Annotated in this window: 14 protein-coding genes; 9 read left to right on the top strand and 5 right to left on the bottom strand. The window is 70.7% G+C overall.

Going from position 1 to position 19,881, the window contains the following annotated elements:
• Positions 1 to 447: 447 nt before the first annotated feature.
• On the bottom strand, positions 448 to 876 hold the full coding sequence (locus ACQPZK_RS02030) for a hypothetical protein (RefSeq protein WP_433536655.1): 429 nt from the start codon (positions 874 to 876) through the stop codon (positions 448 to 450).
• A 638-nt stretch (positions 877 to 1,514) separates the two neighbouring features.
• Between ACQPZK_RS02030 and ACQPZK_RS02025 the strand changes: the two genes are divergently transcribed.
• The 3 genes from ACQPZK_RS02025 (at position 1,515) to ACQPZK_RS02015 (ending at position 4,494) form a co-directional block, all read left to right on the top strand.
• Positions 1,515 to 2,552 carry a tyrosine-type recombinase/integrase gene (locus ACQPZK_RS02025; protein WP_433536654.1) on the top strand — a complete coding sequence of 346 codons (1,038 nt, stop codon included), beginning with the start codon at positions 1,515 to 1,517 and terminating at the stop codon, positions 2,550 to 2,552.
• 170 nt (positions 2,553 to 2,722) lie between these two features.
• Positions 2,723 to 3,529 (top strand): HAD family hydrolase, encoded by an 807-nt coding sequence (locus ACQPZK_RS02020; protein ID WP_433536653.1) that lies wholly within the window; start codon positions 2,723 to 2,725, stop codon positions 3,527 to 3,529.
• Between the two features lie 332 nt (positions 3,530 to 3,861).
• Positions 3,862 to 4,494 carry a TetR/AcrR family transcriptional regulator gene (locus ACQPZK_RS02015; protein ID WP_433536652.1) on the top strand — a complete coding sequence of 211 codons (633 nt, stop codon included), beginning with the start codon at positions 3,862 to 3,864 and terminating at the stop codon, positions 4,492 to 4,494.
• Between the two features lie 8 nt (positions 4,495 to 4,502).
• Here ACQPZK_RS02015 and ACQPZK_RS02010 read toward each other — a convergent pair whose 3' ends face one another.
• Positions 4,503 to 5,249 carry an oxidoreductase gene (locus tag ACQPZK_RS02010; RefSeq protein ID WP_433536651.1) on the bottom strand — a complete coding sequence of 249 codons (747 nt, stop codon included), beginning with the start codon at positions 5,247 to 5,249 and terminating at the stop codon, positions 4,503 to 4,505.
• A gap of 233 nt (positions 5,250 to 5,482) precedes the next feature.
• On the opposite strand from ACQPZK_RS02010, the gene acs reads away from it, so the two are divergent.
• The 5 genes from acs to ACQPZK_RS01985 all read left to right on the top strand — a co-directional run bounded on the left by acs (position 5,483) and on the right by ACQPZK_RS01985 (position 14,852).
• Positions 5,483 to 7,447 carry an acetate--CoA ligase gene (gene acs / locus ACQPZK_RS02005; protein ID WP_433536650.1) on the top strand — a complete coding sequence of 655 codons (1,965 nt, stop codon included), beginning with the start codon at positions 5,483 to 5,485 and terminating at the stop codon, positions 7,445 to 7,447.
• A gap of 241 nt (positions 7,448 to 7,688) precedes the next feature.
• Positions 7,689 to 10,481 (top strand): immune inhibitor A domain-containing protein, encoded by a 2,793-nt coding sequence (locus tag ACQPZK_RS02000; RefSeq protein WP_433536649.1) that lies wholly within the window; start codon positions 7,689 to 7,691, stop codon positions 10,479 to 10,481.
• Between the two features lie 333 nt (positions 10,482 to 10,814).
• Positions 10,815 to 13,250, top strand: coding sequence for an immune inhibitor A domain-containing protein (locus ACQPZK_RS01995; protein ID WP_433539081.1), 2,436 nt, complete (start codon positions 10,815 to 10,817; stop codon positions 13,248 to 13,250).
• 203 nt (positions 13,251 to 13,453) lie between these two features.
• A complete protein-coding gene (locus ACQPZK_RS01990) occupies positions 13,454 to 13,855 on the top strand; it encodes a hypothetical protein (protein ID WP_433536648.1) in 402 nt (133 codons plus the stop codon).
• Positions 13,856 to 13,919: 64 nt separating this feature from the next.
• On the top strand, positions 13,920 to 14,852 hold the full coding sequence (locus ACQPZK_RS01985) for an alpha/beta fold hydrolase (RefSeq protein ID WP_433536647.1): 933 nt from the start codon (positions 13,920 to 13,922) through the stop codon (positions 14,850 to 14,852).
• A 3-nt stretch (positions 14,853 to 14,855) separates the two neighbouring features.
• Here the strand turns inward: ACQPZK_RS01985 and ACQPZK_RS01980 are convergent, their stop codons facing one another.
• Together ACQPZK_RS01980 and ACQPZK_RS01975 are read right to left on the bottom strand one after the other, a co-directional pair.
• Positions 14,856 to 15,221, bottom strand: coding sequence for a hypothetical protein (locus ACQPZK_RS01980; protein ID WP_030486287.1), 366 nt, complete (start codon positions 15,219 to 15,221; stop codon positions 14,856 to 14,858).
• Positions 15,218 to 18,124: an SseB family protein gene (locus tag ACQPZK_RS01975; RefSeq protein WP_433536646.1), complete on the bottom strand. Its 2,907-nt coding sequence runs from the start codon at positions 18,122 to 18,124 to the stop codon at positions 15,218 to 15,220. Before ACQPZK_RS01975 ends, ACQPZK_RS01980 begins: the two co-directional genes overlap by 4 nt.
• A gap of 152 nt (positions 18,125 to 18,276) precedes the next feature.
• Between ACQPZK_RS01975 and mycP the strand changes: the two genes are divergently transcribed.
• Positions 18,277 to 19,494 (top strand): type VII secretion-associated serine protease mycosin, encoded by a 1,218-nt coding sequence (mycP, locus tag ACQPZK_RS01970; RefSeq protein WP_433536645.1) that lies wholly within the window; start codon positions 18,277 to 18,279, stop codon positions 19,492 to 19,494.
• 85 nt (positions 19,495 to 19,579) lie between these two features.
• Here the strand turns inward: mycP and ACQPZK_RS01965 are convergent, their stop codons facing one another.
• On the bottom strand, positions 19,580 to 19,873 hold the full coding sequence (locus ACQPZK_RS01965) for a WXG100 family type VII secretion target (RefSeq protein WP_433536644.1): 294 nt from the start codon (positions 19,871 to 19,873) through the stop codon (positions 19,580 to 19,582).
• Positions 19,874 to 19,881 lie beyond the last annotated feature (8 nt).

Below are 19,881 nucleotides of genomic sequence, written 5' to 3'. Positions count from 1 at the left end.
GCAGTCGTCATCATCACAGAGTGGCAGCACCGTATGACGTACTGTGCCCACGACTCTCCACCGAGTGGCTACTCCATCCGAGACACAACGCCGCACCTACCGTCTGATCCGCAGCGTCGGGTGAATGCGATCTCTATTGGCCTCGCCCAACCGTCGGCATCTCGTGGCGGCTCAATCCGTTGCTGCGCTTCCTGCTAGCCCTGCCCGTCCTCGACGCAGGCCCGGTAGAGCGAGCTGGCGTTTGCCGGCCGCTTCGCCCCGAACGCCAGTACGGCGTGCCAACGACTGCCGTCCGCTGTCGTCCTGCACTGCTGAGCATGACCGCTACGCTGACCCGGGGTAGATGCTGTCAACAGCAACTGGCTGTCTCGCTGCCTCTTGGCTGCCTCTGAGCCCGTTCCGAACAGCAGATCAAGATCAAAGCCTCGTATCGGCTCGTCTGGACCCCTACTCGATGACAAACCCTCTACTGTTTCGCTTCTTGACTTGAATTCCGTCCCTGAGCATCCGCGCAGCAGTAAACACCATGAATCCTGCGAAAAGAGCGCCCCCGAACTGAACAACAGATGACAGGTCTTCCTTCTCGAGAAAGGAGATGAGCGTGAACAGCCCAAATCCACCAACAAACAATCCGTTGAATATTAGTCCGGGGTTCCTGCGACGTTCAGTCTCATCTTCGATAAGCTTTTCTACTCGTTGGTCAATGTATTGCGTCAGGCGATCCTTGGACTTACTAGAAGAAGGCAACTCTTTGAGAATCTCAATATCTGCCCTGATCTGATCCCTTTTGCTCTTGGGTCGAAACGGGACCCGGAAAGCTGCTGCGGCTACTGCCAGCACTGCAAGGGCCACTTTGACGAGAAGATCCCAATCCACAAATCCAACCCTATGGACATCGTCAAGAACCTACGCTGCGAGTAGCCAACCTGCCATCCCGTCTGCCGCCGACCCACACACCGTGGAGCGGGCCAGGGCCAGGGTGACAAGGTGGAGCGCCCTACCGGACGAACGACCTTGGCACCCTGGCCCTGGCCCGCTCGGCTTGCCTGGGTCGGCGGTAGACGGGATGGCACCCCCTAACCACTACCACCCGCGACCGCAACCGTTCGGCAACTCCATCCTGGAGTCGTCTGGCCCCCGCCGGAGGCACAAGCTCTAACCCCAACCCGCCCTCATCCTCCGCCCCCTTCCTTACCTTCACCTCTTCCCCACCTCGGACCCGTGAGCGGTCGACGTGATTCCGTTCGGCAACTTGTCCGGCCTGGCCGTTGACCGGTCCACGGTTCCTGTGGTGAGGCTGAATGCGTGACGTGAGGTAGGACGTTGTAGTCCTGGTCCCGGTTGACCTCGGGGACTCGTCACCGGTTCCCTTTACGGAACCACGGGTGACGCGCGGGGCGGCCGTGGCTTTTCGGGCCGGCTGACTTTCCGCCCCGCCGCCGAAGGCGGGCGGGGCGGCGCCTCCGTCAGGAGCCGGTTACCGCGCCCGGCCCGCGCCGCGCGGAGCGCGCTTGATGATCATGCAGACGGCGATCCGGGCGCGGCTTCTCGCGGTCAACCCCTGTGAGGGGGTCCGGGTGCCTCGCAACCGGGCGGGTGAGGCGCGCGCAGGCACGATCAGCCGGGAGACGTTCGTCGGCCGGCTGCTGCCCGCCGTTCCGGCTGAACATCGGGGGATCGTCTGCGCTGCCGCCGGGGCGGGGCTGCGGTGGGGTGAGTGTGCGGGCCTGCCGTGGGAAGCGGTCGACCTTGACGGCGGGCTGCTGCACGTCGCCCAGGTAGCGGTGGAGACCCACGGCGGGGTCGTGCTGCGGGCGTACCCGAAAAGTCGGGCCGGCGTGCGGGCGGTGCCGATGCCGCCGTTCCTCGTCGCCGAGCTGCGCCAGCGACGCGGCCAGACCTCGCCGGACGGGCGGAGGTTGGTCTTCGCCGACCGGGACGGCGGGCCGCAGCGGCGGTCGAACTTCCGTCGGCGGGTGTGGCTGCCGTCGTTGGTGCGGGCCGGGCTGCTCGGTCGGGTCAACGAATTGGCGCGGGGTCGGTGGTTGGCGGTGTGGCCGGACCGGGACGGCCGGGAGCAGCGGGCGGAGTTTCCGACGGAAGCGGCGGCGGTGGCGCACGCGGCGGCGGCTGCGGTCGGCGGGTTGCGGTTCCACGATCTGCGGCACTCGTACATCACGTGGCTGGTGACGGACGGGGTGCCGGTCAACGTGGTGCGGCGGGTGGTCGGGCACGAGAAGGCATCGACGACGCTGGACCGGTACACGCACACGCCCGAGGACTACGCCGACCGGGTCCGGCTGACCTTCGCTGACGACTCGCTGACTTTCCGCCCGTCGGCCCGCCCGGCCGACCCGGGAGGACACACCGTCACCAGCCCGGGAGCGCTCCCCGGCAAAGGGACGACCCCCGTCGGGGGGAGACGGGGGTCGTCAACGGTTCGGCTCCGGGGGGGTCGAGCCGAACCACTCAGCGGTCACGGGGGGTGCAACCGCCGAGGGTCTGTCTGTTTCGGGGATGTGAAAGCACGTCGTGCGGACAAGTCTGCCTGAGCGGGCCCGTCACGTCGAGTGGTGTTCACTCCACTCAGCGCGAAAATCTCCTCGCTGAATGTGAGCACGGTCACGCTAAGCGGTGGTGGGGGTGCCCGTCCGCAGGTCCACGGGGTGGCCTGACCCCGGGCACCCGCCGACGATAGACCATCCGGCTAGACTTTCGCGCCGTGGGCCGAAGTGCCGCTTTCTTCGATCTGGACAAGACCGTCATCGCCAAGTCGAGCGCCCTGGCGTTCGGTCGGCCGTTCTACCGGGACGGGCTGATCACTCGGCGTGACGTGGTCAAGTCGGCGTACGCGCAGCTGATGTTCCGGCTGGGCGGCACCGACGAGCAGACCATGGCCCGAACACGGGACTACCTGGCCGCGCTCTGCAAGGGCTGGCAGGTGGAGCAGGTCCGCCAGATCGTCGCGGAAACACTTCACGAGCTGATCAACCCCTATGTGTACGCCGAGGCCGCCGCCCTCATCGAGGAGCACCAGGCGGCCGGGCGGGACGTGGTGCTGGTGTCGGCGTCCGGCGAGGAGATGGTCCGGCCGATCGGTGAGTTGCTCGGGGTGACCGACGTGATCGCCACCCGGATGACGGTGCGGGACGGCCGTTACAGCGGTGAGGTCGAGTTCTACGCGGCCGGCCCGAGCAAGGTCGAGGCGGTCACCGAGCTGGCTGCCGCGCGGGACTACGACCTGGCCGACTCGTACGCCTACTCCGACTCGTACAGCGATCGCCCCCTGCTGGAGTGCGTGGGCCACCCGAGCGTGGTCAACCCGGACCGGCAGCTACGCAAGCTGGCCTCGGAAAACGCCTGGCCGGTGCTGGAGTTCCGGCACCCGATTCCGCTGGGTCGCCGTTGGCGGGAGCGGCCGGCCGTTCCGGTGGCCGCGGCCGCGCTGGGGGTCGGTGTGGGCGTGGCCATCGGCATCGCCTGGTACGGCCGGCACCGCCGCACCCGCGCCGCCGCCACCCCGGCCTGACCGAGGCCCGTCCGGGCAACGAAAGACCTTCGCGCTCGCCGACGACGCCACCCTCGGTAGTCGTCGGCTCTCTCGGCGCTCACCCCGGAGGGCGTCATCGGCGTCGTCGACAGTCGTCTATCCGACACAGTTCATCGCCCCCGGTCCCACGCCGTATTGAGCGACCGCTCAAAAGAACGTACCCTCCGCTTGAGCGACCGCTCAAGACGGGCGAGATTCGCATGACTGACGACAGTGCACGACGCCGCGCTGCCCGGGGCCACCTGGCTGGCTCAACTGGTCACCGATGCGGTGATCGCACCGCCGCGCCCGGCGGGTCCGAGAGGAGAGCCATGTCCGACACCAGGCAGCGTCTCCTCGATGGCGCCATCGCCGCCATCCGGGAGCACGGCATCGCCGGCGTCTCGGCCCGTACCATCGCCGCCGCCGCAGGCGTGAACCAGGCGCTGGTCTTCTACCACTTCGGCACGGTGAACGACCTGCTCGCGGCGGCCTGCCGGGTCAGCACGGCCGAGCGGGTCGAGCACTGGTCGGCCCGGCTGGCCTCGACCGGTTCGCTGCGCGAACTGCTCGCGGTCGGACGGGCGCTGCACGAGGAGGAGCGCCAACTCGGCAACGTCAACTTCCTGGCCCAGATGTTGGCGGGCGCACAGGCGGACCAGCGCATGGCCGCCTCCACCGCCGGAGCGCTCCAGCTCTGGGTGAACGAGATCGAGCAGGTCCTGCGGCGGCTGCTCGCCGGGTCACCGTTCGCCGAGGTGGCCGACGTGCCCGGCCTGGCCCGTGCGGTCTCGGCGGCGTTCATCGGGCTGGAGCTCTACGACGGGGTGGACCCGGCGGGCGCGGACCGGGCGATGGCCGCGCTCGACCAGCTCGCGCTCCTCATGGAGATCGTCGACGACCTCGGGCCGATCGCCCGCCGCGCGCTACAGGCCAAGGTCAACCGGGCGACGCGGCGGGACTGAACCACCGCTCACGCGGCGGCGAGGATGTCGTCGCCGATGGCGGTGAGTTGGTCGGCGCCGACCTCGACGGCCACCATGTAGTGGCGCAGCCAGGAACGCAGCCCGTCCGGGGTGCCGGTGGCGAAGGCGCCGGCCGCGCCGACGTACTCGGGCTCGCGTTCGGCGTGACCGACGTCCACGGCGAGCAGGCCACGCGGGTCGAGGCCGCTGGCGAGCAGCACCAGGCGGGCGGCGCCGCGCGCCACCACGCCCGACGGCCCGGCGAACGGGCGCAGGTTGAGCAGTTCTCCGTGTACGACGGCGGCCAGCACCAGCGGGGAGACCGTCGTCCCGCCGGCCACCAGACCGGCCAGCCCGTCGAGGCGGGCGGCGACCACCGGATCGGCGACCGGACGACCCAGCTCGGCCTCCGGCACGATGTCCCGGGCGGCGAGGACGTGCAGCCGGGCGAGGGCCTGCCGGGGCGCCTTCGGCCAGAGTTCGCTCAGACCGGGCAGGGCACCGGCGACCCGGAGCGCCCCCTGGAGCACCGGCTCGGTGACGGTGCCGGCGCGTACCTCCTCGCGCTCGTGGGCGGCCCCTTCGAGCGCGGCGCTGGCCACCGCCGAGCGAAGGCTGACCTCGGCCGCGACCTGGCCGCCGTTGCGGCGCAGGGCGCGGTGCCCGAGCGCCTGGTCGAAGCGTTCGCGGGCCCGGTCGACGGCGGGCGCGATGTCGGCGAGCGCGAGCAGCGGGGCGAGCGGATCGGTGGTCACCCCGCCACGCTAGCGATCCCCACCGGGCCGATCGGCCCACACCCGCCCGCAACGCGACCCGGACCACCCGGTCCAGCGCGAAGCTGCGGGGCGCGAGGGGTCGGACGGGCCGTCGGGCGCGTGGCGGGGGCCGCTCGGCGCGATGAGGTGGGCAGCGGTCGCCGGCCGGGGGGCCCGCGACTACCCTCGTGCCCATCGAGACGCAGGTCACCCCGAGGACGAGGAGTCACGGCATGAGCGAGGCATTGGCCAATCTGCTGAACGAGACGCGCCAGTTCCCCCCGCCGGCCGAGCTCGCCGCGCACGCCAACGTCACCGTCGACGCGTACGCCGAGGCGCAGGCCGACCGGCTCGCCTTCTGGGCGAAGCAGGCCGACCGGCTGGCCTGGTCGAAGAAGTGGGACGAGGTGCTCGACTGGTCGAACCCGCCGTTCGCGAAGTGGTTCGTCGGTGGGCAGCTCAACGTCGCGTACAACTGTCTGGACCGGCACGTCGAGGCGGGCCGCGGCGACAAGGTGGCGATCCACTGGGAGGGCGAGCCGGGCGACACCCGCACCATCACGTACGCCGAGCTGCACGCGCTGACCTGCCGCGCGGCGAACGCGCTCACCGAGCTGGGCGTGACCGCCGGCGACCGGGTGGCGATCTACCTGCCGATGATCCCGGAGGCGGCGGTGGCCATGCTGGCCTGCGCCCGGATCGGCGCGGCGCACAGCGTGGTGTTCGGCGGGTTCTCGGCCGACTCGTTGAGCAACCGCATCCAGGACGCCAGCGCCAAGGTGGTGATCACCGCCGACGGTGGTTACCGACGGGGCAAGCCGTCGGCGTTGAAGCCGACCGTGGACGAGGCGGTGGCGAGCTGCCCGTCGGTGGAGCACGTGCTCGTGGTCCGCCGCACCGGCGAGGACGTGGCGTGGTCGGAGAAGGACCACTGGTGGCACGAGACGGTGGAGACGGCGTCGGCCGAGCACACCGCGCAGCCGTTCGACGCCGAGCACCCGCTGTTCATCCTCTACACCAGCGGCACCACGGCCCGCCCCAAGGGCATCCTGCACACCACGGGCGGCTACCTGACGCAGGCGTCGTACACGACGCACGCGGTGTTCGACCTGAAGCCGGAGACGGACGTCTACTGGTGCACCGCCGACATCGGCTGGGTCACCGGCCACTCCTACATCGTGTACGGCCCGCTCTCCAACGGCGCCACCCAGGTCATGTACGAGGGCACCCCGGACACGCCGCACAAGGGCCGGTTCTGGGAGATCGTCGACCGGTACCAGGTCAGCATCCTCTACACGGCGCCCACGTTGATCCGCACCATGATGAAGTGGGGCGAGGACATCCCGGCGGGCTTCGACCTGTCGTCGCTGCGGCTGCTGGGCAGCGTCGGCGAGCCGATCAACCCCGAGGCGTGGATGTGGTACAGGCAGCACGTCGGCCGAGGTGAGCTGCCCATCGTGGACACCTGGTGGCAGACCGAGACGGGCGCGATCATGATCTCGCCGCTGCCGGGCGTGACGGCGACGAAGCCGGGTTCGGCGATGACCCCGCTGCCGGGCATCGTCGCCGACGTGGTGGACGACCAGGGCCAGTCGGTGCCGAACGGTGGTGGCGGCTACCTGGTGCTCCGGGAGCCGTGGCCGTCGATGCTGCGCACCATCTGGGGCGACGACAACCGGTTCATCGAGACGTACTGGTCGCGGTTCGAGGGGATGTACTTCGCGGGCGACGGGGCGAAGAAGGACGACGACGGGCACATCTGGCTGCTCGGCCGGGTGGACGACGTGATGCTGGTGTCCGGGCACAACATCTCGACGACCGAGGTCGAGTCGGCGCTGGTGTCGCACCCCTCGGTGGCCGAGGCGGCGGTGGTGGGCGCGACCGACCCGACCACCGGTCAGGCGATCGTGGCGTTCGCCATCCCGCGCGGCAGCACGGACATCGCCGGCGAGGCCGGTGAGCAGCTCATCGCCGACCTGCGCAACCACGTGGCGAAGACGCTCGGGCCGATCGCCAAGCCGCGGCAGATCATGCTGGTGCCGGAGCTGCCGAAGACCCGCTCCGGCAAGATCATGCGCCGGCTGCTGCGGGACGTCGCCGAGAACCGCTCCCTCGGTGACGTCACCACCCTGCAGGACTCCTCGGTGATGGAGCTGATCTCCTCCGGCATGAGTGGCACGAAGTCCGACGAGGACTGACGACAGGCGTACCCATCGGTGGGTGACGGTCCGTACGGACCGTCACCCACCGTCTTCTTTTGTGGACTTGCGACCACCCCGCCTGCCGCTGGCCGCGGGCGGGACGGATAACGCCTGCATCACGTTCCTGTTGTTCGGCTGGATTCTCATTTAGTTTCACGAAGGTCGGTTGGCCTCGACGCGACGCTGCGTGCCTGGAGACTGCCGGCTTCCCTCGCCCATGCCCGAGAAACGGAGCGGCATGAACAGAAATTCCCATCCGGGGTCGCGCCGACGACTACTCGTCGCGCTGCCCGTCATCGCCCTCGCGGCCACGTCACTGACCGTGAGTGGCAGTGCGGCGGCACAGCCGTCCACCACCCCCCGGGCGGTGATCGGGGCTGACGAGTACTACATCAACTACGCCGAGCCCGAGGTCCAGACGGACACCACCGGCCGTGAGGTCAAGGGCAAGAACGGCGTCTACACGCCCGCCGTCGACTCGGCTCGCGCGTTCGACCAGAAGCACGCGCGGGGCAACCCGGTGACCGCGCGCCAGCTCGCGCAGATCGAGGCCAAGTCGATCAAGACGGGCAAGAGCCCGCGACAGATCAAGCAGTCGCCCACCACGCAGACGGCGAAGCTGCTGACGCTGCTGGTCGAGTTCAACGACCAGGCGAACGACGACTTCACCAACGTGATGGTCCCGAAGACGGTGTTCGAGGACCGCACCTGCGTCCCCGGCACGGTGCAGAACGGGCCGAAGCACAACAAGATCCCGGACCCGTCGCGGCTGCCGCACGAGGACAACAACTCGTTCTGGGTGCCGAACTTCTCGCCGTCGCACTACGACAAGATGCTGTACAGCAAGAAGGGCATCACCGAGCGGGTCCGTACGGACCTCAAGGGCCCGGACGGCAAGAAGGGCATCGACATCTCCGGTCGCACGATGCACAACATGTACCTGGAGATGTCCAAGAACGCGTACACCGTCGACGGGCAGGCCAGCCCGTGGATCACCGTGCCGCACTCGGAGGGCTGGTACGCGGCCAACCGCTGCACCCAGGACGAGAACGGCAACTGGGTTCCCGGCCGGGAGCAGTCGATGAACGGCCACCCGGACAACCCGGCCGGCGCGGGCCGACTGGCGACCGACGCGATCGAGGCGCTCGCCGCCAAGGACCCGAACTTCCCGTGGGCCGACTACGACAAGGAAGACCAGGCCGACCGCGACGGTGACGGCAACCTCTTCGAGCCGGACGGCGTGATCGACCACCTGGTGCTGGTGCACGCCGGCCAGGGCAAGTCCCGCGGCGGCGGCGACCAGGGCGTGTACGCCGTCTGGGCGCACTCCTCCTCGGTCCCGGGTGGCTACACGATCCCGGGCACCAGCCTGAAGGTGTCGAACTACATCGTGCAGCCGGAGGACGCCGGCGTCGGCGTCTTCGCGCACGAGTTCGGCCACGACCTCGGTCTGCCGGACCTCTACGACACCTCCGGCAACGCCGACTCCGACGTGGACTTCTGGGACCTCATGGCCTCCGGTTCGCACTCGGGTGAGATCTTCCAGGCGCTGCCGACGCACATGGGCATCTGGGACAAGTGGGTGCTCGGCTGGGCGGACCCGCTGACCATCCGTCCGGGGTCCAACCCGCGTGAGGTCAAGCTCGGGCAGACCTCGCGTACGCCGATCGACGCCGAGGACGGCATCAAGGTCGACCTGCCGGACAAGGTGACCGTCCTGGCCACCCCGCACAGCGGCACCAAGATGTGGCACAGCAACAACGACCAGAGCTGGGCCGACGTCAAGCTGAGCCGCTCGGTCGACGTGCCGAACGCCTCGGACGCGAAGTTCTGGATGTGGAACAACTACATCATCGAAGAGGACTGGGACTTCGGCTTCCTGGAGCTGTCGACCGACGGTGGGACGACCTGGTCCGAGCAGAAGGTGTACGCCGAGGACGGCACGGTCGTCACGACGCCGGACAACTACGGTGACCCGAACGGCCGGATGAACGACTTCGGTGGCAAGAAGTACGGTCTGACCGGCAGCACCGACGGCTGGCGTCACGACTACGTCGACCTGTCGGCGTACGCGGGCAAGACCGTCCAGGTGCGACTGCGCCTGGCCACCGATGAGGCGTTCGAGGAGCGCAACTGGTTCGTCGACGACTTCTCGGTGACCGGCGGCGGCGCCACCACCTGGAGCGACGACGTCGAGGGCGGCGCCAACGGGTGGGAGACCACCGGCGGCACCTTCGTCGACACCACCGGCGCCGGCTGGAAGGTCGCCGGTGGCACCGAGGTGCACGCCCAGTACTACCTGGCCGAGTGGCGCAACTTCGACGGCTTCGACAAGGGCCTGAAGTACGCCTACGACACCATCTACTCGCACGAGGCGTGGAAGGTCGACCGGATCTCCTACAACGCCCCGGGCATGCTGGTGTGGTACCGGGACAGCGCGCTGGGCGACGTCAACCACGTCACCGGTCAGATGACCTCCCTGCCGAGCTACGGCGCCAAGGGCGGGCTGCTCATCGTCGACTCGCACTACGAGCCGTACCGGCGTACCGGCACGGCGGCCGAGAAGGACCCGTCGGTGACGGACAACCTGCCCAGCCGTCCGCAGTCGTCGAACGCGGCCTTCACGCTCCAGAAGACGTACCCCTTCACGGAGTGCCTGGAGGCGGCGGACGAGCCGTACAGCGCCTACTGCACCAAGTTCAAGGCGCAGGCGCCGGTGAAGAGCTTCACCGACGCCAAGGGCTGGTACCCGGGCATCGAGATCCGCGACGGTGCCGCGTACGCCCGGGACAACGACGCCTCCGTGGTGGTCCCGTCGCGTGGCAACTCGCCGTACACCACCCGGGTGACCAACCCGGACGGCAGCCCGGCGCCGGACTACTACGGCGTCACGCTGGGCGGCGGCGCGATCGTGCTCGGTACGGGCAACCCGGCCGACGCGGGCGTGGCGAACGGCGTCTCGTTGACGATCCGTAAGGCCGCGAAGGACAACTCGTCCGCCACGATCTACGTCACCCCGGCGAAGAAGTGACGGTTTAACGGGTTCGGCAACTGATGGTGGGGCCGGTGGCGGGAACGCCACCGGCCCCACTGTCGTTGCACCTGATCTTATTGATCGAAAAGCATCGTTGCGGGCGTTGTCGGCCAGTCCACCCCTTCTCGAGCGCAGATGAAGCGCGGGGGTGTGACGGTGAAAAGCGTTCCCAACAAAATCTTGCAACAAATCGACGCGCGCATCTTCCCACCCGTCCCGGCAGTGTCTATGTTCACCATTGGTCCCACTAGTGGGATCGATGTATCACCGGCCCGTACCCCCGTTGGGTCGGTTCCCTCACACCGGAGGTACCACGTGCGCAAAGTCGCAGTGGGTCTGCTCGGGCTTTCACTGACGGCGACGGGGCTGGCGTTCGGACCGTCCGCCAGTGCCGCGCCGCAGCCGAAACTGCCGACGGCCGCTCCGTCGGTCGCCGAGCCCGCCCTTGCCGACCACGACCTGCCGAACCCGCTGGAGGACAAGCGGCGAGCGCTGCGCCAGGAGGGCCTCAGCAAGGTCCTCACCGGCAAGGCCAAGGCACAGAAGGTCAACGGCAGCACCGTCGTCAAGGTCGGTAAGACCCAGGCCGACGGGGCCGCCGCCCGCACCACCGGGGCGGGCACGGCACAGACCGAGGACCAGTACGTCGAACTCTCCCGTGAACGGACCGACAAGATCTTCGTGATCCTTGCCGAGTTCGGCAACGAGCGGCACCCGGACTTCCCGGACAAGAACATCGACCCCAACACCGCGGGGCCGACCAAGTTCGACGGGCCGCTGCACAATGAGATCCCGGCGCCCAACCGGGCGGTGGACAACTCCACCGTCTGGCAGCCGGACTACAACGCCGACCACTACCGGCAGCTCTACTTCGGCACCAACCCCGGTGACGAGTCGCTGAAGCAGTACTACGAGGCCCAGTCCTCGGGTCGCTACAGCGTCGAGGGCGAGGTCACCGACTGGGTCAAGGTCAAGTACAACGAGGCGCGGTACGGCCGCTCGGACGACCCGATCGCCGACGACGACGTTGCCAACCCGGCCAACGACCCGGCGGTCTGCGACAGCAACGTCTGCGACAACACCTGGGACCTGGTCCGCGACGCGGCCAACCAGTGGGTCGCCGACCAGAAGGCCGCCGGCCGCACCGACGCGCAGATCGCCGCCGACGTCAAGTCGATGGACCAGTACGACCGGTACGACTACGACGGTGACGGCAACTTCAACGAGCCGGACGGCTACATCGACCACTTCCAGATCGTCCACTCCGGCGGCGACCAGGCCGACGGTGACCCGATCCAGGGTGAGGACGCCATCTGGAGCCACCGCTGGTACGCGTACGCCTCGGACCAGGGCAGCACCGGCCCGGAGGACTTCCCGGCCGGCGGCACCCAGATCGGCAACACCGGCGTCTGGATCGGTGACTACACCATCCAGCCGGAGAACGGTGGCCGGAGCGTCTTCTACCACGAGTACGGCCACGACCTCGGTCTGCCGGACGACTACAACGTCATCAACGGTGGCGACAACAACAACGAGCACTGGACCCTGATGGCCCAGAGCCGGCTCGGCGCCAAGAACGACGGCGGCATCGGCGAGCGCGGTGGCGACCTCGGCGCGTGGAACAAGTTCCAGCTCGGCTGGCTCGACTACGAGACCGTCGTCGCGGGGCAGAAGAAGACGCTGGTCCTCGGCCCGCAGGAGTACAACTCGCCCGAGGCGCAGGCCGCGGTCGTCGTACTTCCGAAGCGGGACTACACCTTCTCGAACGGCGCGCCGTTCGAGGGCAGCAAGCAGTTCTTCACCGGCAACGAGGACAACCTCAACAGCACGATGACCCGGACGCTGGATCTCACCGGGAAGTCGTCGGCGGCCCTGTCCATGAAGGGCCGCTACAACATCGAGGCCAACTTCGACTACCTGTTCTTCGAGGCCTCGACGGACGGCGGCAAGACCTGGGCGACCCTGCCCGGCACCGCCAACGGCAACCCGCTGAAGGAGATCTCCCCCGGGCGCTTCGCCCTGGACGGCTCCAGCGCCGGCAAGTGGGTCGACGTCAACATCCCGATGAACTCCGTGGCGGGCAAGGTCGTGCAGTTCCGGCTGCGCTACCAGACCGACGGCGGCCTGTCCCGGGGCGGCTTCTACGGTGACGCGATCACCGTGACCGCCGACGGCCAGACCGTGTTCACCGACGGCGGCGAGAACGGCGCCAACGGCTGGACCTTCGCCGGGAAGTTCGAGATCGCCTCGGCCACCTACACCAAGGCGTTCGAGAACTTCTACATCGCCGGCACCCGGTCGTACACCTCGTACGACAAGTACCTCAAGACCGGCCCGTACTACTTCGGCTACCAGAACACCCGCCCGGACTACGTGGACCACTACGCGTACCAGGAGGGTCTGCTGATTTCGTACTGGAACCTGCGGTGGTCGGACAACGACACGTTCGCGCACCCGGGTGAGGGTCGGAACATGATCATCGACTCCCACCCGGAGCCGTCCTACAACCTGACCGGCGCCCCCTGGCGGGCCCGCGTCCAGGTCTACGACGCTCCGTTCAGCCTGAAGAAGGCGGACTCGTTCACGCTGCACATCAACAGCCAGGCCAACTACGTCCGTGGCCAGGCGGCGCAGCCGCTGTTCGACGACACCAAGCAGTACTGGTACCCGGAGCTGCCGAACCACGGCGTCAAGGTTCCGGCGACCGGCACCAAGATCCGGGTCGTGTCGCAGGACGGGATCAACACCACCGTCCGCTTCAACTGATCCCTCGATCAGGCACCACCCGCACCACGGCGATGCCCGGGCAGGTCACCTGCCCGGGCATCGCCCGTTCCAGGGAACCTCGACCGGACGGCGCACGTCCGACCACCGTGCAGCCGCGAACCCGCACCACCCTTACCGGCGCAGGTCTGGCCACCCTGCTGGCGCTGACCGGTTGCGCCGGAACACGGAACGAAGGAGGCACCGTGTCCGCCGAGCCGACCCCGTCCGGCACTCCCGCGCCCGGCGCGCCACCGTCCTCCGCCGCACCGACGACGCCCACCGAGTCGACGCCGTCGTCCCCCGCCGGCCGCCCGTCGCGCTCACGCGTCCCGCTGCCCACCCTGCGCCCGCCCACCGGACCGCCGCGCAAACCGACCGACGCCCGCCGGGCCAACGCCCTGGCCGGGCGGATCAACCGGGGCGGCGACGGACCCTGCTACGGCCTCGTCACCGACGACGGACGGCAGTACGCGCTGCACGGCACCGGCAAGGGCACCTTCGCCGTCGGGACGACCGTCCGCGTGACCATCGGCCCGGCCGACCCGGCCGCCGACTGCGGCCCGGGCATCCCGGCCACCATCGTCGACATCAGCCCGGTCGTCTGATCCCCGCCGGCTCACACCGGCCGGCGAAGCGGTCCCCTCCCGCAGGGGTCCTAGGCTGTCAACCATGACCGACCAGCGCGGCGAGACCGTCGACGAGTCCTGCGTCCTCACCGAGGGGCCGTGGACACACCGGTTCGTCGGCGCCAACGGCAGCCGTTTCCACGTGGTCGAGGCCGGCACCGGCCCGATGGTGCTCTTCCTGCACGGCTTCCCCGAGCACTGGTGGGCCTGGCACCAGATGCTCCCCGCCGTCGCCGACGCCGGCTTCCGCGCGGTCGCCGTGGACCTGCGCGGCTACGGCGCGAGCGACAAACCACCCCGGGGGTACGACGGCTACACCCTCGCCGCCGACATCGCCGGCCTCATCCGGGCCCTCGGCGAGCGCTCGGCGACCCTCGTCGGCAGCGGTGTCGGCGGCATGGTCGCCTGGACGGTGGCGTCGTTCCACCCGACCCTGGTCCGCCGGCTGGTGGTTCTGGGCGCACCTCACCCGCTGCGGCTGCGCGCCGCCATCTTCGCCGACCCGCGCGGACAGTTCGCCGCCTCCACCCCGGCCTTGAAGTTCCAGCTCCCCCGCTACGAACACGTGCTCACCAGGGACGGCGCGGCGGGCGTCGAGGAGATCCTGCGCCGCTGGGCCGGCCCGCGCTGGGCCGCCAGCGCCGAGTTCAAGGCGTACGCCGAGCGGTGCCGGGAGGCGATGCGCATCCCGCAGGCCGCTTTCTGCGCGCTGGAAGGCTATCGCTGGGCCTTCCGTTCGGTACTGCGGCTGCACGGCTACCGGTTCGTGCGCCTCATGCAGAAGCCGCTGATCACCCCGACCCTGCAACTGCACGGCGCGGCCGACATCGCCGCCCTGCCCCGGACCGCCCTCGGCTCCGGCCGGTACGTCGTCGCACCGTACGAGTGGCGTCTGCTGGACGGGGTGGGGCACTTCCCACACCTGGAAGCCCCCGAGCTGGTGCTCGGCGAGATCCTGCGGTGGGCCAAGTCGTGAGCGTCAGACCCGCTGCTCGCGTAGGTCGGTGACCTCGGCGGCCGGCGCCCAACCCTGGTAGACGCCGAAGTCGAAGACCTCCAACCGCATCGCCTCGGCCACCGGCCAACGACCACCCGTGTACTCGACGCGCAGCCAGGCGTCGTGCTCGCCGAGCACGATGAACGGCTGGCCCTGCCAGGTGCAGGTGGTCCGCACGTACGCCAGATCCTCGATCTCGCTCGCCGGCAGCACCCGCACGTAGCGGCCCGCGCGGACCTCCTCGAAGCCCTCGCCCGGCTCGGGCTGGTAGAGGCGGATGTCGTCGCCGTCCGGGCTGGCCTGGTACTCCCGGCCCTGCCAGCGGGCCACGTAACCGTCGCGCATCACTCCTCCGGAACCCGTCGCCAGGTGACCGCGTCCGTGTCGAGCACCGCGACCACCCGCTCGGTGCCGTCGTCGCCGATCCGCCAGAGCTTCGCGCCGTGCGGGAGACGGGCGCTGTCCACCTTGAACTCCGCCACCACGTCACTGCTCTCGCCCGGGGCGAAACCGTTGCCCCGGAACGGTGGGCGCTCGATGACCCAGCCCTCCATGGCACGCATCGCCGCCTCGTTCTGCCCGCCGTACGGGATCCGGTAGAGGCTGGGCCGGTGCGCCGGCCAACGCAGCACGTAGATCTCCTCGGCGTCCCGCTCGAACGGCGAACCGGGGTAGTTCAGGCCCAGTGCGTCGTGCAGCTCGGCCGGCGTGGTCAGGTGGGCCAGCTCGCCGGCCCGGTGCACGAAACCCGAGACCCGGTCGTACCCCCGCTCCAGGTAGTACGCGAGCTGGCTGGGCGCGATCGCCTTCTGCATGACGGTGGGGCGGGCCGGGTCGACCGCCGCCGGGGCGTACCGGGGTCGGGTGGCGGGTTCCGCCTCGGCCGCCGGCTCCACCGGGTCGACCTCCAGGTCGTCGCCGAGGCCCACCTCGGCGGCCCAGTTGGCCAAGGCGACGATCTGGTCACCGGGCAACTTCGCGCCGACCGGAGTGCCCGGGTTGACGGCGAACGACCAGTCCTCGTCGGGCCAACGCCGGATCAGCTGGGCAAACTTGACCCGGACCGTGTCGACGGCACCCTCGACGTGGTCGGCGAGGCGCTCCGGGGACGTGTAGACCACCACGTACGTCTCGCCGTCGAGGCGGGCGGTGCGCCAGACGAAGCCCGGATCGCCGGGACGGCTGCCCCGCTTCGAGTCCGCCGCCGCCGGCAGCAGCACGCGGGCCAGCAGCAGAGTGGACAGGAACGTGTCCGTGCTCCCGGCCCCGGCGGCGCCGAGCAGGTCCTCCTCGACCGTGTTCGCCGGCTGGAACTGCGGCGACGCCGGTTCGTCGATCGGCGGAGGCTCGACGGCGTCCGCGATCGTGGCCTCCGCGTCCGAGTCGGGGCGGGTCGGCTCGGGTTCGTAGCCCAACGGGGATCGGGGCGAACGGCCGGTGTCGTCGCCGGCCCGGTAGCCACCGTCGCTGGTCGGGCCGGGACCGCCCAGGCCGGCGTCGCTGGTCGGGCCGGGACCGCCCAGGCCGGCGTCGCTGGCCGGGCCGGGACCGCCCAGGCCGGCGTCGCTGGCCGGGCCGGGACCGCCCAGGCCGGCGTCGCTGGCCGGGGTGACGCCGGGTGGATCGAGCAGGCCCGCTTCACTGCCCGACGCGGCCCAGGCAGCTGGGTCCGGCACACCTCGGTCGAACACGCCCCGGTTAAGCGCGGACGGGTCGGGCGCGGACGGGGTGAACGGTGGCGGGGCAGGGGTGGTCGGGCCGGGTCGCCGTGCGGTGTCGAAGAAGGGGCCCACCTCGGGCGGATCGAGGAGATCCCGCGACTCGATGATGGTGCCCTCGATGACGATGGGCGTGAAGCCGCGACGGGGGGCGGGCGGGCCGGAGACCGGTTCGGCGACCGTCGGTGGCAGCTCCTCCACCGGGTCGAAGCGCCGCCGCTCCGAGGGACGGTCACGCGGGATCGCCTGGGTCTCGTCCGCCGAGGGCGTCGGCCCTGCGGTGCGGGCCGGTGGCGGCCCGCCATTGACCGGACCCGGCACCCGGAACGCGCGGGTGGGCTCCTCGGCCAACGGGTCGGGCCGTCGTGGCGGCAACGGCTGCGTGGCCTCGTCGTCGGTCAGCGGCGCTCGTACCACCCGGGACGTGCCCAGGTCGGCGGCGGGCGGCCACGATCCCCGGCTGGCATCCGGCGCGGGCATCGCGAAGGCCTGGGTCGTGCTGTCGCCGCCCGGCGCGTCGGCGGGGCGGCGGCGCGGAAAGGGCTGACTGCCGCGCCCGAACCGCGACGGCGGCACAGCCCGGTCGCCCGGCCGACCGTCCCCCGGAGGCAGGCCCGACTTACGGCCGGACGTCGGTTCGAAGAAGGAACGCCGGCCGTCCTGGTTGGTGCCGTCACCGGCGGCCGGACCGCCGCCCTCGCTGGTCGGACGGGTCGCGGCCGGCCGGCCGAGGCGTGGGATCGGCTGGTCGACCGGGGCGGTGCGGGTGCGGTCGGCGGCCAGGGGCACATAACGCGAGGCGGCGGTGCGGCTCGTTCCCGGCCCCACGCCGGCGCCCGGCAGGGTGCTGCGGGGCGGTTCGCTCGGCTGCGGTTGCCCGGCGGCGGGCAGGTCCTCCGCGCCGGACCGGCGCGGCCTGTCACCCGGGGCGGACGGGCGGGTGGGAATGCCGGCGGCGGAGGGCGGAGACGCCGGAGGCGTCGCACCCCTCGGCCCGGGTCGTCCGGACGACGTCGCCTCCGGGACCGGCGGCGCGGGTGGTACGAACCCGGCGGCGGGCGAGGCGTCCCGACCGGTCGTACCCGCCCGGAACCGGGAAAGGGTCTCGGCCCGCTCCAGCCGGGCCCGGGCGCCCATGGCGCGACCCGGCAGCCGGACGTCACCACGGGAGAGCTGCGACACGAACCAGGACGGCAGGTACCCCTCGACGGGCAGGCCGGGGTTGACCGCGAGCCACCACTCGTGGTTCGGCCAGCCGAGAGCGAGGTCGGCGAACGGCACACGCCGGTGGGTGCCCGCGTGCTCGCCCAGGCAGGCCCGCAGCGCCGCGGCGGAGGTGAAGGCCAGTACGTGCGTCCGGCCACCGGTCGTCCAGGTCCCCCAGCCGGCGGCCTGACCGGACGACGCCGGAGCGGAGACGGGCAACAGCAGATCGGTGCGGGACAGGAGGCGGAAGTAGAGCTCCTGGTCGTTGGCGCGCAGCGCTTCCCGCATCGCCACCTCGGCCTCCGTGGCCGGCTCCCATTCGGTCACGGCCACCTCTCCTCCCGAGAACAGGCCACAGGTATCGCGTACAACCTACAAGGTGGCATCAAGATCACAATGGCTGGCTGGCGGCGGTCCGCCCGGGCGAGGGGGAAGCGATAACATCCCGTTCCGGAGCCGACACGATACGGAGGCTGTCGATGTCCCGGTCGATTGCGCGCCCGGTCCTGGCCGGTCTGGCGGTCGCGCTGCTGACCGGCGCGACAGATCCGGCCGTCGCCGGCGCACCGCTCCGATCGGCCCCGGTCTGCGCGACCCCGCTGACGCCCGTTCGACCGGTCGAGGCCACACCGTGGCCACAGCAGCGGTACGACCCCGTGCGGCTCGCGCCGCTGACCACCGGCGCGGGGGTGACGGTCGCGGTGGTCGACTCCGGGGTGGACCGGGCACACCCCCAACTGGCCGGACGGGTGCTGGCCGGCACCGACCTGCTCGAACCGGGTGGGGACGGCGGTCGGGACTGCGCCGGGCACGGCACCGGTGTGGCGAGCATCATCGCGGCGGCACCGCGGCCCGACGTCGCCTTCCACGGCCTGGCGCCGGCCGCCCGGATCCTGCCGGTACGCGTGAGTGAGCAGCAGGTGGTGCAGGGCCGGGAGTCGGGGCGAACGGTCAGCGCCGCCGAGTTCGCCCGCGCCATCCGCTGGGCCGTCGACCACGACGCCGACGTGGTGAACCTCTCCGTGGTGCTGTACGCCGACGACCCGCAGGTCCGTTCCGCCGTCCGGTACGCCGTCGAGCGGGACGTGGTGCTGGTCGCCGCCGTGGGCAACCTGCACGACAACGGTGACCCGCGCCCGTTCCCGGCCGCGTACGACGGGGTGCTCGGGGTGGGCGCGATCGGGGCGGACGGGGCGCGGGCGACGTTCTCGCAGATCGGCGCGTACGTCGATCTGGTCGCCCCCGGCAGCGAGGTGCTGGTCGCCGCGCCCGCCCAGGGCCACCAGCGGGTGGATGGCACCAGTTACGCCACGCCGTTCGTCGCCGCCACCGCGGCGCTGCTGCGCGCGTACCGACCCGAACTGACCGCCGCCGAAGTGGCGGAGCGGATCGTCGCCACGGCCGATCCGGCGCCCGGCCCGGGACACGGCGGCGGGTACGGGGCCGGCGTGTTGAACCCGTACCGGGCGGTCACCGAGACCGGCGGCCGGCCGGGCGGCCCCCGATCGGCCGCAGCGCTCGCCGACGACCGGGCCGATCAGGCCGCGCTGGCCCGCCAGGCGCGTCGCGCGACCGCCCGGGATCGGGCACTGCTCACCGGCGCGGTGATCGGTGTGACGGCGGTCGCCGTGGTGGTGATGGCCCTCGTGCTGCCCCGGGGCGCGCGCCGACGCTGGCGACCGGCCGAGCCGGCCTGACCCGACCCGGTCGCCACCGTGGCCCTCGCCCGAGGGTGACCGGGACGCCGACGCGGCCATCGTCAGCGCTCCCGGCCCACCGACGTCACTGGAACAGCCCGGTGTTCTTCTTCTCGGTGTCGAGGTAGTCGGCAGCGGAGTCGTCCACCGCCAACTTGATCGCCCGCAGCATCGCCTGCAGGTCCTGCGAGGCGGAGCGCCACCGCGCCTGGCGCTGCTCGTACGCCTGGCGGGCGTCACCGGACCAGGCCGACACCAACGGCCCAGCGTCACGTTCCAGCTGGCCGAGTTGCGAGTCGAGCGTGTTCAGCGCCCGCTGAATGTCCGCGCCGGCCTGTTGCAGCGCGGCGAAGTTGACGACCAGCACACCGTTGTCCATCGGAAAAC

It is taken from the genome of Micromonospora sp. CA-249363, from assembly GCF_050950185.1.
Taxonomy (GTDB): domain Bacteria; phylum Actinomycetota; class Actinomycetes; order Mycobacteriales; family Micromonosporaceae; genus Micromonospora.
The sequence above is the reverse complement of the archived record's forward strand: the minus strand, read 5'-3'. Positions and strand labels throughout refer to the sequence as shown.